Consider the following 19,503-nt stretch of genomic DNA (forward strand, 5'->3'; position numbering starts at 1 on the left):
CTGAACTTGGGCGGCACGCTATAACCGCGTTATGCGATCGCCTACCCTCTTTACGACGCGACTTGATAGGTAGCTTTACCCGGCAGCAGCAGGTCCTGCTTCTTGCCGTCGCACAGGGCGTAGCTGAAGCCCGACTGGATCGCCCAGGCCCCGACCTCGCCCTTCTTGTTCACCGCCAGGAAGCCGACCTGGATGTCCTTGGCCTGGGGTTTCTTCTTCAGGATCCGCTCGACGGCCTCGCGGCAGGCGGCCTCGGGCGAGCGGCCCTGGCGCATCAGCTCCACGACCAGGAAACTGCCGACATTGCGGATCACCTCCTCGCCGACGCCAGTCGAGGTCGCGCCGCCAACCTCGTTGTCGACATACAGACCCGCGCCGATGATCGGGCTGTCGCCGACCCGGCCGCGCATCTTCCAGGCCATGCCGCTGGTTGTGCAGGCGCCGGCGATATTGCCCTTGGCGTCGATGGCCAGCATGCCGATGGTGTCGTGGTTGTTGGCCCCGCCCGGCGTGCCCAGCTGGCCGGTGGTCTTACCGTAATCGCCGACCTCGCTATTGGCCTTGGGCGCGTACTTGGCGTCCTTCTTCCAGGCCTCCCAGGCGGCCTTGGATTCCGGAGTCAGCAGCTCCTCGTAGGTGAAGCCCTGCTCGATCGCGAACTGCAGGGCGCCGGCCCCGACCAGCATCACATGCGGGGTCTTCTCCATCACCCGGCGGGCGACCGAGATCGGGTGGGCGATGTGCTCCAGGGCCGCGACCGAGCCGCAGTTGCCCAGCTCGTCCATGATGCAGGCGTCCAGCGAGACGTGGCCGTCGCGGTCGGGATAGCCAGCCCGGCCGACGCTGTGGTTCTTCAGGTCCTGCTCGGGGATACGCGCCCCGGCCTCGACGGCGTCCAGCGCCCGGCCGCCCTTGGACAGCACCGCCCACGCGGCTTGGTTGGCGGCGACGCCGAAGTCCCAGGTGGAGATCACGCACGGACCATCCAGCTTGGTGATCGTCTCGCCGGCTGACGCCTTGCCGCTCAACAGCGCCGATCCGGCCAGGGACGCGCCGATCAGGCCTCTACGATTCAACATCCGTGTGCTCCAAGAAGACCGCGCTGATTCCCTAGCATGACCTGGAAAGACACCATGGCCGCCGATCACATTCTTCTGGAAGTCTGTGTCGATACGCCCGCCGGATTGGCGGCGGCGATCGCGGGCGGCGCGGATCGGATCGAACTTTGCGCGGCGCTGGGCCTGCAGGGCCTGACCCCTGCCCCCGGCCTGATGGCGCTGGCCTCAGAAGCGCCGATCCCGATCTATCCGATGATCCGGCCACGCAATGGCGACTTTTGCTTCGACGCCCGTGACCTGGACGCCATGCGGCGCGACATCGACGCGGTGCGCGGCTACGGCCTGGCCGGCGTGGCGATCGGCGCCAACCGCCCGGACGGCGAGCTGGACGTCGAGGCGCTCGAGATGCTGGCCAAGCACTGCGAGGGCCTGGGCATGACCCTGCACCGCTCGTTCGACTTCGTGGCCGACCAGGCCGCGTCGCTGGAGATCGCCGTCGAGCTGGGCTTCGAGCGCATCCTGACCTCGGGCGGCGCCCTGACCGCCCAGGCGGGCGCCGAACAGATCGCCGCGCTGGTGAGCCAAGCCGGCGACCGCATCGCCATCCTGGCCGGCGCTGGGGTGCGGGCCAGCAATGTCGCCGAGCTGGTCCGCAAGACCGGCGTGCGCGAGGTGCACGGCTCGTTCGCCGGGACGCTGCCGGGCGCCGATCCGGCCTCGCGCCTGGGCGCCATGGGCTTTGTGCCGCCCGAGCTGCGGGATACGGACCAAGCGGCCGTGGCCGAGGCGGTCCGCATCCTGCGCGCGCTCTGAGGCCCTACTTGGCCGGGTGGGTCTTGGCCCAGCCTTCGTACATCGTGATCGCCTTGGCCGGACCCGTGCCGAACCAGGCATAACCGTTGCGGCGCTCCAGCGAGAGTTCGTTGGCGTCGTCGCGCAGGGTCTTGTCGCGCTCGCCGAAGACCGGTTTGCCGGCCGTGCTGTAGTAGCGCGACCACAGCGGGCCCGCGCCCGGCTGGTCGACCAGACGGCGACCTTCGGGATTGCCCTTGCCGCCGGTCCAGGCCTTGCCCGTGATCGCCGCGCCCTTCAGCCAGGCGACGCCCGCATGGACGGCGGCGACCTCGGCCGGGGTCGGATCGGGCAGGCTCATCAGATAGGTCAGCAGGTCGGCGCTCTCGCCCGTCGACAGGGCCGGCGGCTCGAAGTTGCGGCCGGCGACGGGAGCGAGGGTGAACGGGTCGGCCTGCTGGCCCCAGATGGTCAGCTTGCCGTCGACGCGGATCTGCGAGGCGACGATGACCGCGCGGCCCTTCTTGGCGGCGACGCCGGCCTTGGCGCGCAGGTCGGCCGGGACGAAGGCGAATTCCGGCTTGGCTTCGGACACCTCGGTCAGCAGATCGGCGGCTTCGGAGACGGCGTTGTCGTTGAAGGTGACGGCGTCGTGGTAGCCGCCTTCCAGCGGCCAGACCTGCGGCCAGCCGCCGTTCGGGAACTGGGCGTTCAGCAGGTAATGCACGCCTTTCAGGAAGCTCGCCCGATAGGCCTGGCCATCCTTGCCCGGCGCCTGGGCGGCGACCTTGGCCAGGAAGCGCAGCTCGGTGATGGTGGCGTTGTTGTCCAGCGTGCCGACATAGCCCCACTTGGGGTCGCGGGCGGCGTCGAAGTCGTTCTCGGTCAGGTATTTGGAGTTGTTGTCCGACGCCCAGGGCTGGCCCGGCAGGCGCAGGGCGCCGGTGCGGTCCTGGTTCTTGCTCCAGCCGCCGGCCGGGGTCTGGAAGCTGACGATGACGTCGGCGACGTGGCGAGCCTCGGGCGAGGCGTACCAGGCCGCGTCCTTGTTCAGCGGCATGCCGCCATCGCCGTGACCGGTCGGCGGCGGCGCAGGCGCGGTCTCGCCAGGCTTCAGCTCAGCGGCCAGGGCGGCGCGGTCGGCCTTCTCCTGGGCGTCCGAGCGGGCGAGGTAAGCCTTCCACGCCGGCTGCTGCGCGGCCGGCAGCTTGGCGATGCGTTCGGCGGTGATCGGTTGGGCCGGCGTGTTAGTCCCGATCACGCTGGCGAAGGCGGGCGCGGCCAGAAGGCTCGTGGACAGGAACATGCCGATAGCGGCGGCGCGGTAGGTCATCCGGACGTCTCTCCCCGAAGGCGTCATTGTCGTTGAACGCCTTGATATCCGGGGAATGATACCGGTTTCCTACCGGGTTGAAACACATGGCAAGCGCCGCGCGTGATCCTCGCCCTTCGACAAGCTCAGGATGAGGATCAAGGATAGGCGGCGTCAGTAGAGAACCTCATCCTGAGCCTGTCGAAGGACGAGGTTCTCGGCCCCTCAGCCCTCGATGATGTGCGGCACGAACCGCGAGCGGTCGCGGGTCACGCGGCCGCGGTCCTCGCGCACGCCAATCCCGGCCGCCTGATCGCCGATGACCCACGAGCCGACCACCGGATAGTTCACGCCGAACTTGGGCGGGGGCTTCAGTTCCTGGCGGATCCAGCCTTCCTCGCCATAGCCCTGGTCCAGCACCCGCCCCTTGCGGCCGTCTTTCCAGAGCTCGACGTTCGCGCCTTCGCGGCTGAACAGCGGCTTGCGGGCGTAGCTGTTACCCAGGCGCTCGACCTTGGGGTCGTCGTCGAAATAGGTCTCCAGCAGGTTCGGATGGCCCGGGTTGCGCTCCCACAGTAGCGGCAGCAGAGCCTTGTTCGACAGCACCGCCTTCCAGGGCGGCTCCAGGAACAGGGTCTTGGAGGCGGCGATATTGGCCGCATAGGGCTCGCGCAGCATCTCTTCCCAGGGATGCAGCTTGAAGATCGCGCCGATCAGATAGTTGTCCTGGTCGACGAAACGGCCATCGGCGTCCAGACCGATCTCCTGGATCGGCACGAACTTGGGCTCCAGCCCCGCCAGGGTCGCCATGTCCTCCAGGAACCGCACCGTCTGGCGGTCCTCGACGAAGTCGGGGACGCTGGCGAAGTGGACGAAGCCGCCATTCGGGAAGATCGCCTTGAACCGCTCGGCTAGCTGGTCGTGCAGGCTGTTGAACTGGTCGGTGCTCTCCGGCAGCGCGCCGCGCTGGATCAGGTCCTCCAGCCACAGCCACTGGAACACGCCCGCCTCATAGATGCTGGTCGGGGTGTCGGCGTTGTATTCGTAGAGCTTGGGCGGCCCTGCGCCGTCGTAGAAGAAGTCAAAGCGGCCATAGAGCGAGGGATCGCGCGCCTTCCACGAGGCGGCGACCACGTCACGCGAGGCTTCCGGGATCTGCAGCCGCGCCATCAGCGCGTCGCTCTGCACAGCGTCCTCGACCAGCTCCAGACACAGCTTGTGCAGCGCCTCGGTCGCGGGCTCGATGTGGCCCTCGATCTGTTCGAGCGTGAAGGCGTAGGCCGCCCGCTCGTCCCAGTAGCGTCGGCCGTCGGCGTGGTGCCAGGTGAAGCCGACCGCCTCGGCCTTGGACTTCCAGTCCGACCGAGGCGTCAGGGTGAGACGGCGCATCAGGCGTCCGAGCCGTCCCGAGCCACTTTTTGCTTGTCCTCGATGGCCAGCACCGGGGCGGGAAGAGCCTCGTCCTTCGGAGCCATCAGGCGAGCCAACACGTCCTCAGCGCCGCCACCGCCCGGCAGGATGCCGGCGGCCGCGAGCTTGGCGTCCAGATCCGCGCCCGTCTTGCGGTCCTCGGTCTCGTTGTGCAGGCGGAACTGCTCTTCGCGGACCGACTGGCGCTCCTTGATGCGCTTGAGGCTATCGGCGGCCGAACCGACGACGCCGCTGGCCGAGCCCGAGCGCGAAATGACGGCGGCCTGAGCCTTCTGGACGCTCTCGTTGACCTTCACGATCTCGATTTCGCGACGCAGCGCTTCGACCTTGGTGTCGGTCTGCGCGATGATCGTGCGCAGCCGGTCCTCGGCCGTGCGCAGCTCGGTCATCTGAGTCGCCTTCTGACCCGCGTCCTTCTCGAGGTCGGCGATGCGCTGGGCCACTTCCAGGGCCAGGGCCTGGTCGCCCTTGTTCATCGCCGCGCGGGCCGACGACTCGTACTTCTTCGACTGGTCGGTCAGCTGGGCGACCTCGGTCTCCAGGCTGCGGCGGCGGGCGACCAGCTTGGCCAGCTCGTCCCGGGCCTTGCCCTGGGCGTTGTCGGCGTCGCGGATTTCCTGGTCCAGGATCCTCAGGGCGTTGGCGTCCACGATGGTCTGCGCGCCGTCATGCGCGGTCCCACGGAACAGGGCCGAGAGCTTGCTCCAGATCGACATCAGTTAAGTCTCCAGGTCCGGTTCTTTAGGCGGCCGCGACGCGGCTCTTCTCGAAGGTGTCGCGCAGGTCGCTGGCAGCGGCGATGGCGTTGTCGGCCAGGGTGCGCAGCTCGATGACCAGCGTCTGCAAGGTGGTCTTGGACGAGATCTCGCCCATCAGCTCGTAATAGTCACGGCCGTCGACGCTGGTGATACCGAAATTCGACAGCGGCACGATCTTCTGGGCCTTCAGCAGAAACTCGTTGAAGGCCGCGCGGTCGTTCTGCTCGTCGCAGGGCCACAGCAGGGTCGAGACGACCAGTTGCAGCGCGCCGCCGCTGACATAGATCGGCAGGTCGCCGAACTCGTGCATCACGACCTGCAGCACGGGCTCGACGCCCTCGACGACGGTGGCGGTCAGCTCGTCCTCGCGCACGAGGGCGCTGTCCACCAGCGCGTCGCGCAGGCTGTGGATCGTCCAGGCGGTGTCGATAACGGAGTCCATGTGTCTGACGCCCTTGGGGGGATGGGGGTTGGTCTTGAGGGCCGGCCCGCGCACCGATTCCACGACGATCGACTGGACGGCCGAAAGGATGTCGGGCTTGCATGCCGCCGGGGCCCAGACTTCGATCTTCACGAAGCCGGCGACGCGGCGCGCTTCGCGCCACGCTCGGGTTCTTTCAGCGGCCTGGGCGCTTCGGGTCGGCTTTACCGGCATGCGTTACATGTACGCATAACATGTACGCTTGACAAGACGTGGTTCGACGGCATCCTGCGACCGACTTCTCCTTAGGGCAAGCGCGCCTTGGGGTAGAGCCGGCATCCCCGTTCAGATAGGTATGCCGGCCACGCATTTGAGGGCACGCGCAGCGCGATGTTCGGAAAACTTTTCGGCAGAAAAGAGGGCGCTCGCCCTGCCCTGCCCGTCATTCGCAACGTGACGATCGGCCGGACCGTGGTGCTGGACCCGCTGGCCTGGCGACGCCTGGGCGCCGAGACCAGGTTCGCCCTCGATCGCGACACGCTGGAGATCACGGCCCAGGGCCTGATCCAGCTGAACGACGGCGCGTTCGTGCATCGCTTCTATACGGACGACGAGATCCTGTTCCAGGTCGTCTCGGACGATCGCGAGGGCCAGAAAGCCAACGACTTCACCATCTTCGTGCCATGGGCCAGCGAGTATCCGGCCGACCGGAGTGACCGCGACCTGTGGACCGCGCGGCTAAGCGCCCGCACGTTCCAGCCCGAGGGCCTGCCCGCCTACACCCGCCTGTGGTTCGGCGACGAGGCCGAACAGCAGGAGCCGGTGACGCTGTGGGAAGACGTCTATTACGACCGTGAGGCCGACCAGCCCGACCGCCGCCTGTTCCAGACCGTTATGCTGTTCCACCGCGACCTCGCCGGCGGCGACGGGCGTGAGCTGCTGCTGGCCCTGAGCGTGGAGCCGGAGGACAGCAAGGACGTCAGCCACGAAACGATGATCGGCCTGCCGCTGTCGGTGGGCGAATTCAAAGCTTGATGAGGGGCCAAAGCCAGATGTTCGACTTCAGCGCATTCCAGGACGGCGCGACGGCGTTCCTGCTGGCCTTCGTCGTGGCTGGCCTGTTCACCATCGCCTTCAAGTACATCTACCAGTGGGTGACACCCTATAACGAGAAGGCGCTGATCCGGGACGGCAACATCACGGCCGCCATCGCCCTGGCCGGCGCGCTGATCGGTTACGCCCTGCCCCTGGCTTCGGCCCTGAGCCACACCGTCAGCCTGCCCGAGTTCGCCGCCTGGGCCACCGTGGCCGGCGTCGTCCAGATCGCCGCCTTCACCGGCGTGCGCCTGCTGGCCCTGCGCGACGTCAAGGCGCGGGTCGAGAACAACGAGATCTCCATCGGCGTCTATCTGGCTGGCATCTCGATCACGGTCGGCCTGCTGAACGCCGCCTGCATGACGTCGTGAGGACCTGAGACCATGCGCAAGCGCTCGAGCTCATTGAAACTCACCACCATGCTGGCCGGGGCCACGGCCCTGACCTTGTCCGGCTGCGACGATCCCTCGCCCCAGGCCAGCTGGGACCCCAACCGCGGCGAGCAGGTCGAGGCCTTCAGCTACAAGTCGCTGGAGGAATGCAAGGCCGCCAACGAGGTGCCCGACGCCCAGTGCGACACCTCCTATGCCGCGGCCCAGAAGGACGACCAGAAGAACGCCCCGCGTTACGAGGCCCGCGCCTCGTGCGAGGACGTCTACGGCGTCGGCAACTGCGTGCCGCGCGGCGGCGAGAACGGTGGCGGCAGCTTCTTCACGCCCCTGTTGGCAGGTTTCGTGATCGGCCAGATGCTGGACGGCGGCGGCTATCGCGGCACCGGCATGTATCGCCGGAACGACGAGTATGGCGGCGGTTACTATTCGACCTATGGCGGACGCCTGGGCCGTGACTACGGCACCGGCCGGACGACGATCAGCAAGACCAGCATCGATCCGCCGGACGCCATCCGCAACGCCCCGCCCAAGATCCAGACCCGCACGTCGGTCGTGTCGCGCGGCGGCTTCGGCGGCGGTCGCAGCTACGCCCGCAGCAGCGGCGGCTACAAGGGCGGTTTCGGCGGCTGATCCGAGCTCGACATTTTTGCAATTGACTCGCAACTGCGCCTCGCGTTTAGTTGCGAAGTGTTCGCAAGAACGCGTCGGGCCGCTCACCGAGATCGGTTCGCCACGGCGGGTGTCGGCCCCCTGCTTGGCGAGGAGATTTCCGGCGTGCGGCCCGACCCTTTCCACGAGACTCACCTGAATCACTGTGGCCCGGTCGGGCTGGCCGATGGCGAGCGGATCCTGCTGTGGATGCTGCGCCAGTGGGTGACGGCCCGGGTGCTGGGCGAAGAGCCCGGCCAGCGGCTGTCCAAGAAGGCCGGCGGCCTGGTCTCGGCCCGCGTGGCCAGCGCCTTCATCCTGATGATGAGCGCCATCGAAGGCCAGGTGCGCCGCCCCCTCTGCGTGTCCGCGCCCTGCTGCAAGGGCTACGCCGACGACGAGCAGCGCCTGATCACCGCCTGCGGCGTCTGCCCCGCCTCGCCCGAAATCGCCGGCCGGCTGATCGAAGGCATGGTGGTCACGCCCGAGAGCGTCACGGTGATGGCGCGGTTCCTGAACATGGCCCTGGCCAGTGACGGCATGGCCCTGCCGATGCGGTTCGACGAGCCGGAGGTCGTGGTTCAGCCGGTGAAGCGGCCGACGCTGCACTAGCCCCTAGCGCCAGCCCTCTTCCACCAGCCGCTGGGCCAGCGCCCGCGCGGCCATCTCCACGTCGTTCCAGGTCACGTCGAAACCAGCGTCGTCGCCATAGTAGGGGTCGGCCACCGCGCGGCCCGCATGCCCTTCCACCAGGTTCAGCAGCAGCCCGACCTCGGCGGTCGCGTCCGAGGGCGCGACCTGCAAGAGGCCGCGCAGGTTGTCGTGGTCCAGGGCGTAGATGTGGGTGAAGGTCCGGAAGTCGTCCGGCTTCACCTGGCGGGCCTTCAGGCCGCTGATGTCGACGCCGTTGCGGCGGGCCACGGCGATGGCGCGGGGATCGGGCGGATCGCCCTTGTGCCAGCCGCCAGTGCCGGCGCTGTCGACCGTGACGTCCAGGCCCAGCCGCTGCGCCTCGGCCCGGAACGCGCCTTCGGCCAGGGGCGAGCGACAGATGTTGCCCATGCAGACGAAGAGTACGCTGGCCTTCATGCCTTCCCCCAACCGCCGCCGCCCGGCGTCTCGATGACGATCGCATCGCCGGCGCCGACCTCGACGAGATCGGTGGCGGCCATGGTTTGCACGGCGCCATCGGCCCGCTCGACCCGCGCCGCGCCGACCTGGCCAGGACCACCGCCTTCCAGCCCGAACGGCGGCACGCGGCGGCGGTTGGACAGCAAGGTGGCGGTCATCGGCTCGCGGAAGCCGATCCGGCGCACCACGCCGTCGCCGCCCCGCTGAGCCCCCTGCCCGCCCGAACCGCGCCGGATCGAGAAGGCCTCGACCAGCACCGGATAGCGGGTCTCCAACACCTCGGGATCGGTCAGGCGGCTGTTGGTCATGTGGGTCTGGACCGCGTCGGTCCCGGCGAAGTCCGGCCCGGCGCCCGAACCACCGCAGATGGTCTCGTAGTACTGCCGCCGCGCGTCGCCGAAGGTGAAGTTGTTCATTGTCCCCTGCGCGCCGGCCATGACGTTCAGCGCGCCATAGAGGGCGTCGACCACCACCTGGCTGGTCTCGACATTGCCGGCCACCACCGCCGCCGGATAGCGCGGTCGGAGCATCGAGCCTTCGGGGATGACCAGCTCGACCGGCCGCAGGCAGCCGTCGTTCATCGGGATCTCGTCATCGACGAGGGTGCGGAACACGTACAGCGCCGCCGCTCGGCAGATCGAGGCCGGAGCGTTGAAGTTGGTCGGCACCTGGTCGCTGGTGCCGGTGAAGTCGACGCGAGCGGTGCGGGCCTGCTGGTCGACCGCGATGGCCACCTTCACGACCGAGCCGTCGTCCAGCTCATAGGCGAACAATCCGCTCTCCATCGTCGCCAGCACGCGGCGGACGGCCTCCTCGGCATTGTCCTGGACGTGGGCCATGTACGCCTCGACGACGTCCTGGCCGAACTCGGCGACCATGCCGGTCAGGGCCTCGGCCCCGCGCGCGCAGGCGGCGATCTGGGCCTTGAGGTCGCCGATGTTCTGATCAGGATTGCGCGCCGGCCACTTGCCCGAGGCCAGCAGCGCCCGCGTCTCGGCCTCCAGGAACCGCCCGCCCTCGACCAGCAGGAAGTTCTCGATGAGGACCCCCTCCTCCTCGACCGTCTTGCTGGTCGGCGGCATCGAACCTGGCGTGATCCCGCCGATGTCGCCCTGGTGGCCCCGTGCGGCGACGTAGAACAGCAAGGCGCCCGCCACGTCAAACACCGGCATGACCACCGTCACGTCCGGCAGGTGGGTGCCGCCGTTGTAGGGGGCGTTCAGCATGTAGACGTCACCGGGCTTCATGCCGCGTCCGTCATGCTCGCGCGCGTCACGGATAGCCCGCACGCTGTCGCCCATCGAGCCCAGGTGCACCGGCATGTGCGGCGCGTTGGCGATCAGGTCGCCGTCGCGGCTGAACAGGGCGCAGGAGAAGTCCAGCCGCTCCTTGATATTGACCGAATAGGCCGTGTTCTGGAGGGCGAAACCCATCTCCTCGGCCACGGCCATGAAGAGGTTGTTGAACACCTCCAGCATGACGGGATCGGCTTCGGTGCCGATGGCCTTGCGGGTCGGCAGGGCGACGACGCGGTCGAGGATCAGGTTCAGGTGGGCGTCGACGGTGGCCCGCCAGCCGGGTTCGACGACGGTCGTGCCGGTGGCTTCGCGGATGATGGCGGGGCCGAGGACCTCGGCGTCGATCGCCAGGGCCTCTCGGTCGAAGACGGGCGTGCTGTGGAGTTCTCCGGCCATGCGGGCTTCGATGCTGGCAAGCGGAGCGACTTCCGCAGACGCACTAGATTTAGGTTCCGGTGCGTCTCCCGCATCCGAATGCCCGATCGCCTCGACCGACAGCGTCTCGACCACCAGCGCCGTCGTCGGCGAGGTGAAGCCGAAGCGACGTTGATGCAGCTCTTCGAACTCCTCGCGGACCCGATCGCCGAACGGCACGACCAGCGGCGTGTCGGTGCCGGCGTATTTCACCCGCAAGCTGGCGACGGTCTCGACCGAGGCCATCGGCACGTTTTGGCCGCGCAGAGCGGTTTCCGCCTCGGCCGCCAGCACCTTCGCGCGCGCAGCCAAGTCACCCACCGCGTCCAGCGGCCGCTCCACCGTCTCCTCGCGGATCAGGCGCAGGTCGGCCAGGCCCATGCCGTAGGCTGAGAGGACACCGGCGAACGGGTGGATCATCACCTTGGTCATGCTCAGCGCATCGGCCACCAGGCAGGCATGCTGCCCCCCCGCGCCGCCAAAGCAGGCCAGCACATAGCGTGTGACGTCGTAGCCACGCTGGATCGAGATCTGCCGCACGGCCTTGGCCATGTTCTCCACGGCGATGGTGACGAAGCCCTCGGCGACCTCCTGCGGGGTCATCGCCCTGCCGGTCGCCGCTTCGATCTGCGCCGACACCGCCTCGAAGCCGCGCGTCACCGCCTCGGCGTCCAGCGGCTGGTCGGCGTTGGGGCCGAACACCTTGGGGAAGAACTCGGGCCGCAGCTTGCCCAGCATGACGTTGCAGTCGGTGACCGTCAGCGGCCCGCCTCGGCGATAGGCCGCCGGCCCTGGAACCGCGCCGGCCGAGGCCGGACCGACCCGCAACCGCGCGCCGTCAAAGCTACAGATCGAGCCGCCGCCGGCCGCCACGGTGTGGATGTTCATCATCGGCGCGCGCATCCGCACGCCGGCCACCACCGTCTCGAACGCTCGCTCGTACTGGCCGGCATAGTGGCAGACGTCGGTCGAGGTGCCGCCCATGTCGAAACCGATCACCCGCTCGAACCCGGCCTCGCCGGCCGTCCGCGCCATGCCGACCACGCCGCCGGCCGGGCCGGACAGGATGGCGTCCTTGCCCCGAAACGCCCGCGCGTCGGTCAGGCCGCCGTTCGACTGCATGAACAGCAGCCGCGTGTCGTGGCCCAGCGCACCGGCCACCTGATCGACATAGCGCCGCAGGATCGGCGACAGGTAGGCGTCGACCACCGTGGTGTCGCCCCGTCCGACCAGCTTCATCAGCGGGCTGACCTCGTGGCTGACCGACACCTGGGTGAAGCCGATCTCGCGCGCGATCGCCGCGACCCGCGCCTCGTGGTCGGTGAAGCGGAAGCCGTGCAGCAACACGATGGCGATAGCCCGGAAGCCTTCGTCGAAGGCGGCCTGCAAACCGGCTCGAGCGGCTGTCTCGTCCAGCGACCGCAGCACCTGGCCCTCGACGCTCATCCGCTCATCGATCTCGACGACGTGGTCGTAAAGGGCTTCGGGCTTGACGATATGGCGCTCGAACAGCTTGGGCCGCGCCTGATAGCCGATCCGCAGGGCATCGGCGTGGCCGCTGGTGATCGCCAGCACCGTCGGCTCGCCCTTGCGCTCCAGCAAGGCGTTGGTGGCCACGGTGGTGCCCATCTTCACCGCGTCGATCGCCGCGCCTTCCGGCAGCAGCACTCGGACGCCGGCAACGGCGGCGTCGGCATAGTGCTCAGGGTTTTCCGACAGCAGCTTGTGGGTGACCAGCGATCCGTCCGGCCGCCGCGCCACGATGTCGGTGAACGTACCGCCCCGGTCGATCCAGAATTCCCAGCCGCGGGGGTGCTCGGTCATGAGGGGCGGAACTCCATGCTCCGCCCCTCATAGCCGTTAGGCCGTCTACTTCAACAGCCCCGTCAGCTCAGCCACCTGCCAGATGCCAAGCAACAGGAAGATCAGCGCCGCGCCCATCCGGACGTACTTCAGCGGCACGATCTTGGTCGCGGCCTCGCCCAAGTACACGGCGGGAACATTGGCCAGCATCATGCCCAGGGTGGTGCCGGCGGCGACCCAGAAGATCGAGTGGAACTTGGCGCCCAAAGCGACCGTGGCGATCTGGGTCTTGTCGCCCATCTCGACCAGGAAGAAGGCGATGGCCGTGGTCACGAACACGCCGTAGCGGCCGGCGCTTTGGCCTTCCTCGTCATCGGCCTTGTCGGGGATCAGAGCCCAGCCGGCCATGGCGATGAACGAGATGGCGATGGCCCACTTGAACCAGGCGCCGCTCAGGAAGTCGGCGACCCAGTAGCCGGCCGTGGCGGCCAGGGCGTGGTTGGCCAGGGTGGCGACCAGAATCCCTAAGATGATCGGGATCGGCTTCTTGAACCGCGTGGCCAAGATGATGGCCAGGAGCTGGGTCTTGTCGCCGATTTCGGCGATGGCCACGACCAGGGTCGAGACGAGCAGGCTTTCCACTGAAATAGTCCTCCGGGCCGGGCGCATGCCAATAGCGTCGACGTCCACCCGGCCCGGATGAAAATCGGCGCCATTGGTCTCGCCAAGGAAGCTCTAAAGTCGCCTCCCTTCCCCGCGCCATGGTCCGAAGACCAAGTGTGTTGACGGCGGGGCCCGCTGATAGATGCGGGCGGCTACTCCCCAAAGGTGAGGCGCGTGTAGCCGCCTGAGCCGCCGCCGTCAACGCGTCAGGCGACCGCGGCGGGCGCGTCGAACCTCAAAACGTGGATAGCCACCCTTACCTTCCCGGCGACGAAGTTCCCGCCCACCGCCGTGAGCAGCACCGGCGTGTCGGCATAGAAGGCCGTCGGGCCGATCACCCCGATGTTGCTGGAATTCTTGGCCACGCCCAGCGAGCCGCCGAACTTGCTGGCCTCGCCCGAGACCCCGCAATTGTACGACGCCGCGCCGGTGATCGCGGCCGTGGTGCGGGTCGAGACGGCCAGCACGATGGCGCGGCTCGGGATGGCGATGCTGGTCGCGGTCGAGGCGCCCGAGACGGTGACCTCCTGCTCCAGCACCTCCAGGCGCGTGTTGGCAAGATTCGGCGTCTGGGCGGCGATCGTGCTGCGGAAGGTGGCCGACAGGGGGACCCAGGCCGCGCCGTCGAAGGCGACCATCTGGTTCTCGTCCTTGACCCAGGCCAGCACGCCCTCGGCCGGCGTCAGCGCCTCCCAGGCGCCTGCCTCGAAGCGCATCAGGGTTCCGGCGAGCGCGCCGGCCCAGGCGCAAATCCAGACGTTGCCGCTGACGGGATTGGCCGGCAGCACGGTGACCGACCGGCTTTCGACCGCCAGCTGCACCAGGCCATCCAGCCGGGCCAGGCTCTCATTGATCGGGATATGTTTCTGGGCCTGGGCGGCGACCACATAGGGCAGGCCAAGGCGGGGCGTCGTTTCATCGAACATAGGGCGGCTCCGGGAGCGGTTGATCTCGCTCCCAGCATCGCCGCGCCGCGAGGACCGGGGACAGGCGACGCCCTGTCCCCGTGCTTCACCCGTCTACTCGGCGGCGAAAGCCAAGTGATTTCCGGACGTAAGCGCCGTCTTGGCCGCCAGTTCGGCCTTGGCCTGCTCGTACTCGTCGGCGAAGCGCGCGATGAGTTCGGCGGCCGGCAGCACCTTGTCGATCGCGCCGATGCCCTGGCCCGAGCCCCAGATGTCGCGCCAAGCCTTGGCCTCCTGGTTGCCGCCCGAGCCGAAGCTCATCTTGGACGGATCGCTGACCGGCAGGTTCTCCGGGTCCAGCCCCGCATTGACGATCGACGAGCGCAGGTAGTTGCCGTGCACGCCGGTGAACAGGTTCGAATAGACGATGCCGTCGGCGCGCCCCTCGACGATACCCTGCTTGTAGCCCTCGATCGCGTTGGCCTCTTCGGTCGCGATAAAGGCCGAGCCGATATAGGCCAGGTCCGCGCCCATGGCCTGGGCGGCCAGGATCGAGCGGCCCGAGGCGATCGAGCCCGACAGCGCCACAGGCCCGTCGAACCATTGGCGGATCTCCTGGATCAAGGCGAACGGCGACAGGGTGCCGGCGTGACCGCCCGCGCCCGCCGCGACCGGGATCAGACCGTCTGCGCCCTTCTCGATGGCCTTGTGGGCGTGCCGGTCGTTGATGATGTCGTGCAAGGTGATGCCGCCGTACGAGTGGATCGCGGCGTTCAGGTCCTCGCGCGCGCCCAGCGAGGTGATGACCACCGGCACCTTGTGCTTCACGCACAGCGCGATGTCTTCCTCGAGCCGGTTGTTGGTCTTGTGGACGATCTGGTTGACCGCGAACGGGGCCGACGGGGCTTCGGGGTGAGCGCGGTCGTGGGCGGCCAGCTCTTCGGTGATGCGGTGCAGCCACTCGTCCAGCTGCGAGATCGGACGGGCGTTCAGCGACGGGAACGACCCGACGATCCCGGCCTTGCACTGGGCGATCACCAGGTCGGGATTGCTGATGATGAACAGCGGCGAGGCGATGACCGGCAGACGCAGGCGGTCACGCAGGATGGGCGGCAGGGCCATGGAAAAGCTCCCCTTCGGAGATCGGCTTGAGACGCCGAATATGTGATCACCGATCAGATTAAACGCGCGTTCGACTTCTGCGCAAGACTTGACGGCCGTAAGGGCAGGAGCGCATCACCGTCCAAAAGACAAAAAATGCTGCACCGCAGGAGAGAGACGCTTTGACCGTGCCGACGACGTCCCTAGCCGAGGATTTTGGCGCCCAAGGCGACGACGCGACGCGCGCCTGCTGGATGGCCCTGGTCGAGAAGACCCTGAAGGGCCAGAGCTTCGACGACGCCCTGACGGTCAAGACGCCCGATGGCCTGACGATTCAACCGCTCTACACGGCCGAAGACGGCGTCGCCGTGGCCCGCGACCTGCGCGCCCGCGATCCCGACCGTCCCTGGGACCTGCGCATGCGCGCCGCCCATCCCGACGTGTCGCATACCGCCAAGGACGTTCTGACCGACCTGGAGAACGGCGCGGCCTCGGTGCTGCTGCAGATCGATCCGACCGGCGCGAACGGCGTTGCGATTGGCTCAGCCGAGGACTTGGCCAAGGCGCTGTCGGGCGTGCTGGTGGACCTCGCCCCCGTCGCTCTCGACGCCGGCTTCCTGGGTCCCAAGGCCGCTGACTGGCTGGGCGCTCTGGCCAAGGCCGCGCCCAATGCCCCGCTGGCTTTCCACCTGGATCCCCTCACCGCTTTCGCGATCGCCGGCGTCAGCCCCGGTCCGATCGAGAGCCACGTCTTCAACGCCGCCACGGTCGCCTCGCGCCTTGCCCAGACCTACGTGAAGGCCAGCCTGTTCCTGGCCACCGGCCGCGCTGTCCACGAGGCCGGCGGCTCCAATACCGAAGAGCTCGCGGTGATGGCCGCCAGCGCCGTGGCCTACGCCAAGGCTCTGGTGCGCCAGGGGCTGACGATGGAAGACGCCTTCGGTAGGATCGTGCTCGGCGTCAGTCTGGATGGGGAATATTTCACCGGCGTCGCCAAGGTCCGCGCGGCCAAGGCGATGTGGGCGCGGCTGACCCAGGCGTGCGGGGTCGAGGTCGCCCCGAGGATCGAGGTCCGCTCCTCGCGTCGGATGCTGGCCAAGGCCGACGCCTGGACCAACCTGCTGCGCCTGACCTCGGCCGGGTTCGCCGGCGCGGTCGGCGGGGCGGACGTGATCCTGCTGGACGCCTTCACCGACGCCATCGGCCTGCCCACCGCCTTCGCCCGCCGCCAGGCCCGCAACACCCAGCTCGTCCTGATGGAAGAGAGCAATCTGGGCCGTGTCGCCGATCCGGCCGGCGGGGCCTGGTACCTGGACAGCCTGACCGACCAGATGGCCCGCGCCGCCTGGGGCGGTTTCCAATTCATCGAGGGCCTTGGCGGCATGATCAAGGCGCTGGAGAGCGGCCAGATCGCGCAGATCGTGGCCACGACCCGCGCCGCCCAGGAAGCCGCCTTCGCCGACAAGAGCCGCAAGATCCTGGGCGTCACGGTCTTCCCCAACGCCGATGACAAGACGCCGGAGGTCGAGACGCCCGAGGCGGTCGCCGTCGCCGGTCCCGACGTCCGCCTGCCCGGCCCCGACAGTCATTGCCGGGCCCTGACGCCCGTCCGCTTCGCCGCCGCCTTCGAGGGAGCGTAAGCCATGAGTAAGTTCCCCGACTTCACGACGATCGACTTCGCCGAGGTCGCTTCCGCGCCCGCTCCCGAGGGCGAAGCCTGGAACACGCCCGAGGGCGTCGCCGTCGCGCCGGCCTATGACGCCGACGACGTGGCTGGCCTCGACTTCACCGGCGGCTTCCCGGGCGTCGCGCCCTATGTGCGCGGCCCCTACCCGACCATGTACGTCACCAATCCGTGGACGGTGCGACAATACGCGGGCTTCTCGACCGCCGAGGACTCCAACGCCTTCTACCGCCGCAACCTCGCGGCTGGTCAGATGGGCCTGTCGGTGGCCTTCGACCTGGCTACTCACCGCGGCTACGACTCTGACCACGAGCGGGTGAAGGGCGATGTCGGCATGGCCGGCGTGGCCATCGACTCGATCCTGGACATGCGCACGCTCTTCTCGGGCATCCCGCTCGACAAGATGAGCGTGTCGATGACCATGAACGGCGCGGTGCTGCCGATCCTGGCGCTCTACATCGTCGCGGCCGAGGAACAGGGCGTCACGCCCGACAAGCTGTCGGGGACGATCCAGAACGACATCCTCAAAGAGTTCATGGTGCGGAACACCTACATCTATCCGCCCGCGCCCTCGATGCGGATCATCTCGGACATCTTCGCCTTCACCTCGGCGAACATGCCCAAGTTCAACTCGATCTCGATCAGCGGCTATCACATGCAGGAGGCCGGGGCGTCGGCCGACCTGGAGCTGGCCTACACCCTGGCCGACGGCGTCGAATACGCCCGCGCCGGCGTCGCGGCGGGCATGAGCATCGACGTCTTCGCCCCGCGCCTGTCGTTCTTCTGGGCGATCGGCATGAACTACTTCATGGAGGTCGCGAAGATGCGCGCGGCCCGCCTGCTGTGGGCCCGCCTGATGAAGCGCGAGTTCGAGCCCAAGGACGACCGCTCGCTGTCCCTGCGCACCCACAGCCAGACCAGCGGCTGGTCGCTGGCCGCCCAGGACGTGTTCAACAACGTCTCGCGCACCTGCGTCGAGGCCATGGCCGCGGTGAACGGCCAGACCCAGAGCCTGCACACCAACGCCCTGGACGAGGCCCTGGCCCTGCCGACCGACTTCTCGGCCCGCATCGCCCGCAACACCCAGCTGTTCCTGCAGATGGAGAGCGGCACGACCCGCGTCGCCGACCCCTGGGGCGGCAGCTACTACGTGGAGCGCCTGACCCATGACCTGGCCCAGAAGGCCCTCGCCCACATCGAGGAAGTCGAGGCGGCCGGCGGCATGGCCAAGGCCATCGAGCAGGGCATCCCCAAGCTGCGCATCGAGGAGGCCGCCGCCAAGACACAGGCCCGCATCGACGCCAATCGCCAGAGCGTGGTCGGCGTCAATCGCTACAAGCCCGAGGTCGAGGACGTGATCCCGATGCTGAAGGTCGACAATGGCTCCGTGCGCGCCCAGCAACTGGAAAAGCTGGCCCGCCTGAAGGCCGAGCGCGATCCAGCCGAAACCGAACGCGCGCTGAAGGCGCTAGAAGACGGCGCGCGCGGGACCGGCAACCTGCTGGCCCTGGCCGTCGACGCCGCCCGCGCCAAGGCCACGGTCGGCGAGATCAGCATGGCCATGGAGAAGGTCTTCGGCCGCCACCGCGCCGTGATCAAGGCGATCGAAGGCGTCTACGGCAAGGAAGCCGGCGCCGATCCCAAGACCGCCCGCGCCCGCGCCATGGTCGCCGCCTTCCGCGAAGCCCATGGCGGCCCGCCGCGCATCATGGTCGCCAAGATGGGCCAGGACGGCCACGACCGCGGCCAGAAGGTGATCTCCAGCGCCTTTTCCGACCTCGGCTTCCAGGTCGAGATCGGGCCGCTGTTCCAGACCCCGGCCGAGGCCGCCGACGAAGCCATTGCCGCCGGCGTCCACGTGGTCGGCGCGTCATCGCTGGCGGCGGGACACCTGACCCTGGTGCCCGAGCTGAAGGCCGAACTGGCCAAGCGCGACCGCTCCGACATCGTCGTGGTGGTCGGCGGCGTGATCCCGCCCCAGGACTTCCAGGCCCTGCTGGACGCCGGCGCCGCCAGCATCTTCCCGCCCGGCACGGTCATCGCCGAGGCGGCCATCGAGGTGCTGGAGAAGCTGAACGTGCAGCTGGGCTACAGCCAAGGCACGGCGGCGTAGCGGCTCGCTAGCCGCCCTTCTTGCGTCCGAACAGGCCGCGCCGTTTCTTCGACCGCTCCACGGCGATCTCTTCGGGAAGCCCGTGGCGGGCCTCGATGTCTTTCTGCAGCGCCTTGGCGGCCATCAGGTGGCCGGGGAACAGGGTGTCGACCAGCCAGCCGGCGACCGGCACGGTGTCGGACAGGTTGTCGGCCGCGAGATAGGCCGCCATCCGCGCCAGGGTGCCGGCGGTAGCGCCGCCCTGGAAGGCTTGGAACATCAGGAGTGCGCCCGCACCCAGGCCGTAGGCCAGGCCCACGCCCGGCACCCAGGCCAACACGCCGTCGAGGCCGATGCCGAAGGGCCCGACCCCGATCAGTCGGTCGGACAGGCGCTTGATCGTCTCGGCCGAGCGCCAGGCGCGGTGAGCCTTGGCGCGGCGGCCTTCATGCCGATCCGAATAGCCGGAGGTGAGCGAAAGATCGTCGGTCATGCTTGGCTCAAC

General features: G+C 68.4%; 18 protein-coding genes and 1 riboswitch. Of the genes, 7 read left to right on the top strand and 11 right to left on the bottom strand.

Features of this window, described 5'->3' with window-relative positions:
• Positions 1 to 50: 50 nt before the first annotated feature.
• Entirely contained in the window at positions 51 to 1,079 is a 1,029-nt protein-coding gene (locus AC1RRR_RS09885) for a glycosylasparaginase (RefSeq protein WP_492812625.1), read from the bottom strand.
• Between the two features lie 54 nt (positions 1,080 to 1,133).
• Between AC1RRR_RS09885 and AC1RRR_RS09890 the strand changes: the two genes are divergently transcribed.
• Positions 1,134 to 1,871, top strand: coding sequence for a copper homeostasis protein CutC (locus tag AC1RRR_RS09890; RefSeq protein WP_492813539.1), 738 nt, complete (start codon positions 1,134 to 1,136; stop codon positions 1,869 to 1,871).
• 4 nt (positions 1,872 to 1,875) lie between these two features.
• Here the strand turns inward: AC1RRR_RS09890 and pelA are convergent, their stop codons facing one another.
• The 4 genes from pelA to AC1RRR_RS09910 form a co-directional block, all read right to left on the bottom strand.
• The gene (pelA, locus tag AC1RRR_RS09895) at positions 1,876 to 3,183 is read right to left on the bottom strand and encodes a pectate lyase (protein WP_492812627.1); all 1,308 of its coding nucleotides are present in this window, start codon (positions 3,181 to 3,183) and stop codon (positions 1,876 to 1,878) included.
• Positions 3,184 to 3,387: 204 nt separating this feature from the next.
• Complete coding sequence (locus AC1RRR_RS09900; RefSeq protein WP_492812629.1) at positions 3,388 to 4,551, bottom strand: glutathionylspermidine synthase family protein; 1,164 nt, start codon at positions 4,549 to 4,551, stop codon at positions 3,388 to 3,390.
• The gene (locus tag AC1RRR_RS09905) at positions 4,551 to 5,309 is read right to left on the bottom strand and encodes a PspA/IM30 family protein (RefSeq protein ID WP_492812631.1); all 759 of its coding nucleotides are present in this window, start codon (positions 5,307 to 5,309) and stop codon (positions 4,551 to 4,553) included. The genes AC1RRR_RS09900 and AC1RRR_RS09905 overlap by 1 nt, the downstream gene beginning before the upstream one ends.
• Before the next feature lie 25 nt (positions 5,310 to 5,334).
• Positions 5,335 to 6,006 carry a YjfI family protein gene (locus AC1RRR_RS09910; RefSeq protein ID WP_492812633.1) on the bottom strand — a complete coding sequence of 224 codons (672 nt, stop codon included), beginning with the start codon at positions 6,004 to 6,006 and terminating at the stop codon, positions 5,335 to 5,337.
• A 156-nt stretch (positions 6,007 to 6,162) separates the two neighbouring features.
• Here AC1RRR_RS09910 and AC1RRR_RS09915 point away from each other — a divergent pair, with 156 nt between their 5' ends.
• From AC1RRR_RS09915 to AC1RRR_RS09930, 4 genes are all read left to right on the top strand, one after another.
• Positions 6,163 to 6,807 carry a YjfK family protein gene (locus AC1RRR_RS09915; RefSeq protein WP_492812634.1) on the top strand — a complete coding sequence of 215 codons (645 nt, stop codon included), beginning with the start codon at positions 6,163 to 6,165 and terminating at the stop codon, positions 6,805 to 6,807.
• A complete protein-coding gene (locus AC1RRR_RS09920) occupies positions 6,807 to 7,238 on the top strand; it encodes a DUF350 domain-containing protein (RefSeq protein ID WP_492812636.1) in 432 nt (143 codons plus the stop codon). Before AC1RRR_RS09915 ends, AC1RRR_RS09920 begins: the two co-directional genes overlap by 1 nt.
• A 12-nt stretch (positions 7,239 to 7,250) precedes the next feature.
• Entirely contained in the window at positions 7,251 to 7,889 is a 639-nt protein-coding gene (locus tag AC1RRR_RS09925) for a DUF1190 domain-containing protein (protein WP_492812638.1), read from the top strand.
• A gap of 144 nt (positions 7,890 to 8,033) precedes the next feature.
• The gene (locus AC1RRR_RS09930) at positions 8,034 to 8,519 is read left to right on the top strand and encodes a hypothetical protein (protein ID WP_492812639.1); all 486 of its coding nucleotides are present in this window, start codon (positions 8,034 to 8,036) and stop codon (positions 8,517 to 8,519) included.
• A gap of 3 nt (positions 8,520 to 8,522) precedes the next feature.
• On the opposite strand, the gene AC1RRR_RS09935 is transcribed toward AC1RRR_RS09930, so the two are convergent.
• The 5 genes from AC1RRR_RS09935 to AC1RRR_RS09955 all read right to left on the bottom strand — a co-directional run bounded on the left by AC1RRR_RS09935 (position 8,523) and on the right by AC1RRR_RS09955 (position 15,243).
• The gene (locus AC1RRR_RS09935; RefSeq protein WP_492812640.1) at positions 8,523 to 9,008 is read right to left on the bottom strand and encodes a low molecular weight protein-tyrosine-phosphatase; all 486 of its coding nucleotides are present in this window, start codon (positions 9,006 to 9,008) and stop codon (positions 8,523 to 8,525) included.
• Entirely contained in the window at positions 8,993 to 12,574 is a 3,582-nt protein-coding gene (locus tag AC1RRR_RS09940) for a hydantoinase B/oxoprolinase family protein (RefSeq protein ID WP_492812641.1), read from the bottom strand. Before AC1RRR_RS09940 ends, AC1RRR_RS09935 begins: the two co-directional genes overlap by 16 nt.
• A gap of 45 nt (positions 12,575 to 12,619) precedes the next feature.
• Positions 12,620 to 13,195, bottom strand: coding sequence for a TMEM165/GDT1 family protein (locus AC1RRR_RS09945; RefSeq protein ID WP_492812642.1), 576 nt, complete (start codon positions 13,193 to 13,195; stop codon positions 12,620 to 12,622).
• A gap of 56 nt (positions 13,196 to 13,251) precedes the next feature.
• Positions 13,252 to 13,384: riboswitch (yybP-ykoY riboswitch) on the bottom strand.
• A gap of 38 nt (positions 13,385 to 13,422) precedes the next feature.
• A complete protein-coding gene (locus AC1RRR_RS09950) occupies positions 13,423 to 14,142 on the bottom strand; it encodes a DUF2793 domain-containing protein (protein WP_492812643.1) in 720 nt (239 codons plus the stop codon).
• A 93-nt stretch (positions 14,143 to 14,235) separates the two neighbouring features.
• The gene (locus tag AC1RRR_RS09955; RefSeq protein WP_492812645.1) at positions 14,236 to 15,243 is read right to left on the bottom strand and encodes an NAD(P)H-dependent flavin oxidoreductase; all 1,008 of its coding nucleotides are present in this window, start codon (positions 15,241 to 15,243) and stop codon (positions 14,236 to 14,238) included.
• A 233-nt stretch (positions 15,244 to 15,476) separates the two neighbouring features.
• Between AC1RRR_RS09955 and AC1RRR_RS09960 the strand changes: the two genes are divergently transcribed.
• Entirely contained in the window at positions 15,477 to 16,862 is a 1,386-nt protein-coding gene (locus AC1RRR_RS09960; protein ID WP_492813541.1) for a methylmalonyl-CoA mutase family protein, read from the top strand.
• Positions 16,863 to 16,865: 3 nt separating this feature from the next.
• On the top strand, positions 16,866 to 19,019 hold the full coding sequence (scpA, locus tag AC1RRR_RS09965) for a methylmalonyl-CoA mutase (protein ID WP_492812647.1): 2,154 nt from the start codon (positions 16,866 to 16,868) through the stop codon (positions 19,017 to 19,019).
• A gap of 7 nt (positions 19,020 to 19,026) precedes the next feature.
• Here the strand turns inward: scpA and AC1RRR_RS09970 are convergent, their stop codons facing one another.
• A complete protein-coding gene (locus AC1RRR_RS09970; RefSeq protein ID WP_492812649.1) occupies positions 19,027 to 19,491 on the bottom strand; it encodes a DUF4112 domain-containing protein in 465 nt (154 codons plus the stop codon).
• Positions 19,492 to 19,503 lie beyond the last annotated feature (12 nt).

This window comes from Caulobacter sp. GW821-FHT12D05 (genome assembly GCF_058807295.1).

What these genes read in the sequence shown, in the direction of transcription:
- AC1RRR_RS09920 (WP_492812636.1), top strand. Translation starts at nt 6,807, where the DNA reads ATGAGGGGCCAAAGCCAGATGTTCGACTTCAGCGCATTCCAGGACGGC.
- AC1RRR_RS09890 (WP_492813539.1), top strand. Translation starts at nt 1,134, where the DNA reads ATGGCCGCCGATCACATTCTTCTGGAAGTCTGTGTCGATACGCCCGCC.
- AC1RRR_RS09940 (WP_492812641.1), bottom strand. Translation starts at nt 12,574, where the DNA reads ATGACCGAGCACCCCCGCGGCTGGGAATTCTGGATCGACCGGGGCGGT.
- AC1RRR_RS09915 (WP_492812634.1), top strand. Translation starts at nt 6,163, where the DNA reads ATGTTCGGAAAACTTTTCGGCAGAAAAGAGGGCGCTCGCCCTGCCCTG.
- AC1RRR_RS09885 (WP_492812625.1), bottom strand. Translation starts at nt 1,079, where the DNA reads ATGTTGAATCGTAGAGGCCTGATCGGCGCGTCCCTGGCCGGATCGGCG.
- AC1RRR_RS09955 (WP_492812645.1), bottom strand. Translation starts at nt 15,243, where the DNA reads ATGGCCCTGCCGCCCATCCTGCGTGACCGCCTGCGTCTGCCGGTCATC.
- AC1RRR_RS09905 (WP_492812631.1), bottom strand. Translation starts at nt 5,309, where the DNA reads ATGTCGATCTGGAGCAAGCTCTCGGCCCTGTTCCGTGGGACCGCGCAT.
- AC1RRR_RS09925 (WP_492812638.1), top strand. Translation starts at nt 7,251, where the DNA reads ATGCGCAAGCGCTCGAGCTCATTGAAACTCACCACCATGCTGGCCGGG.
- AC1RRR_RS09910 (WP_492812633.1), bottom strand. Translation starts at nt 6,006, where the DNA reads ATGCCGGTAAAGCCGACCCGAAGCGCCCAGGCCGCTGAAAGAACCCGA.
- pelA (WP_492812627.1), bottom strand. Translation starts at nt 3,183, where the DNA reads ATGACCTACCGCGCCGCCGCTATCGGCATGTTCCTGTCCACGAGCCTT.
- AC1RRR_RS09950 (WP_492812643.1), bottom strand. Translation starts at nt 14,142, where the DNA reads ATGTTCGATGAAACGACGCCCCGCCTTGGCCTGCCCTATGTGGTCGCC.
- scpA (WP_492812647.1), top strand. Translation starts at nt 16,866, where the DNA reads ATGAGTAAGTTCCCCGACTTCACGACGATCGACTTCGCCGAGGTCGCT.
- AC1RRR_RS09900 (WP_492812629.1), bottom strand. Translation starts at nt 4,551, where the DNA reads ATGCGCCGTCTCACCCTGACGCCTCGGTCGGACTGGAAGTCCAAGGCC.
- AC1RRR_RS09970 (WP_492812649.1), bottom strand. Translation starts at nt 19,491, where the DNA reads ATGACCGACGATCTTTCGCTCACCTCCGGCTATTCGGATCGGCATGAA.
- AC1RRR_RS09960 (WP_492813541.1), top strand. Translation starts at nt 15,477, where the DNA reads ATGGCCCTGGTCGAGAAGACCCTGAAGGGCCAGAGCTTCGACGACGCC.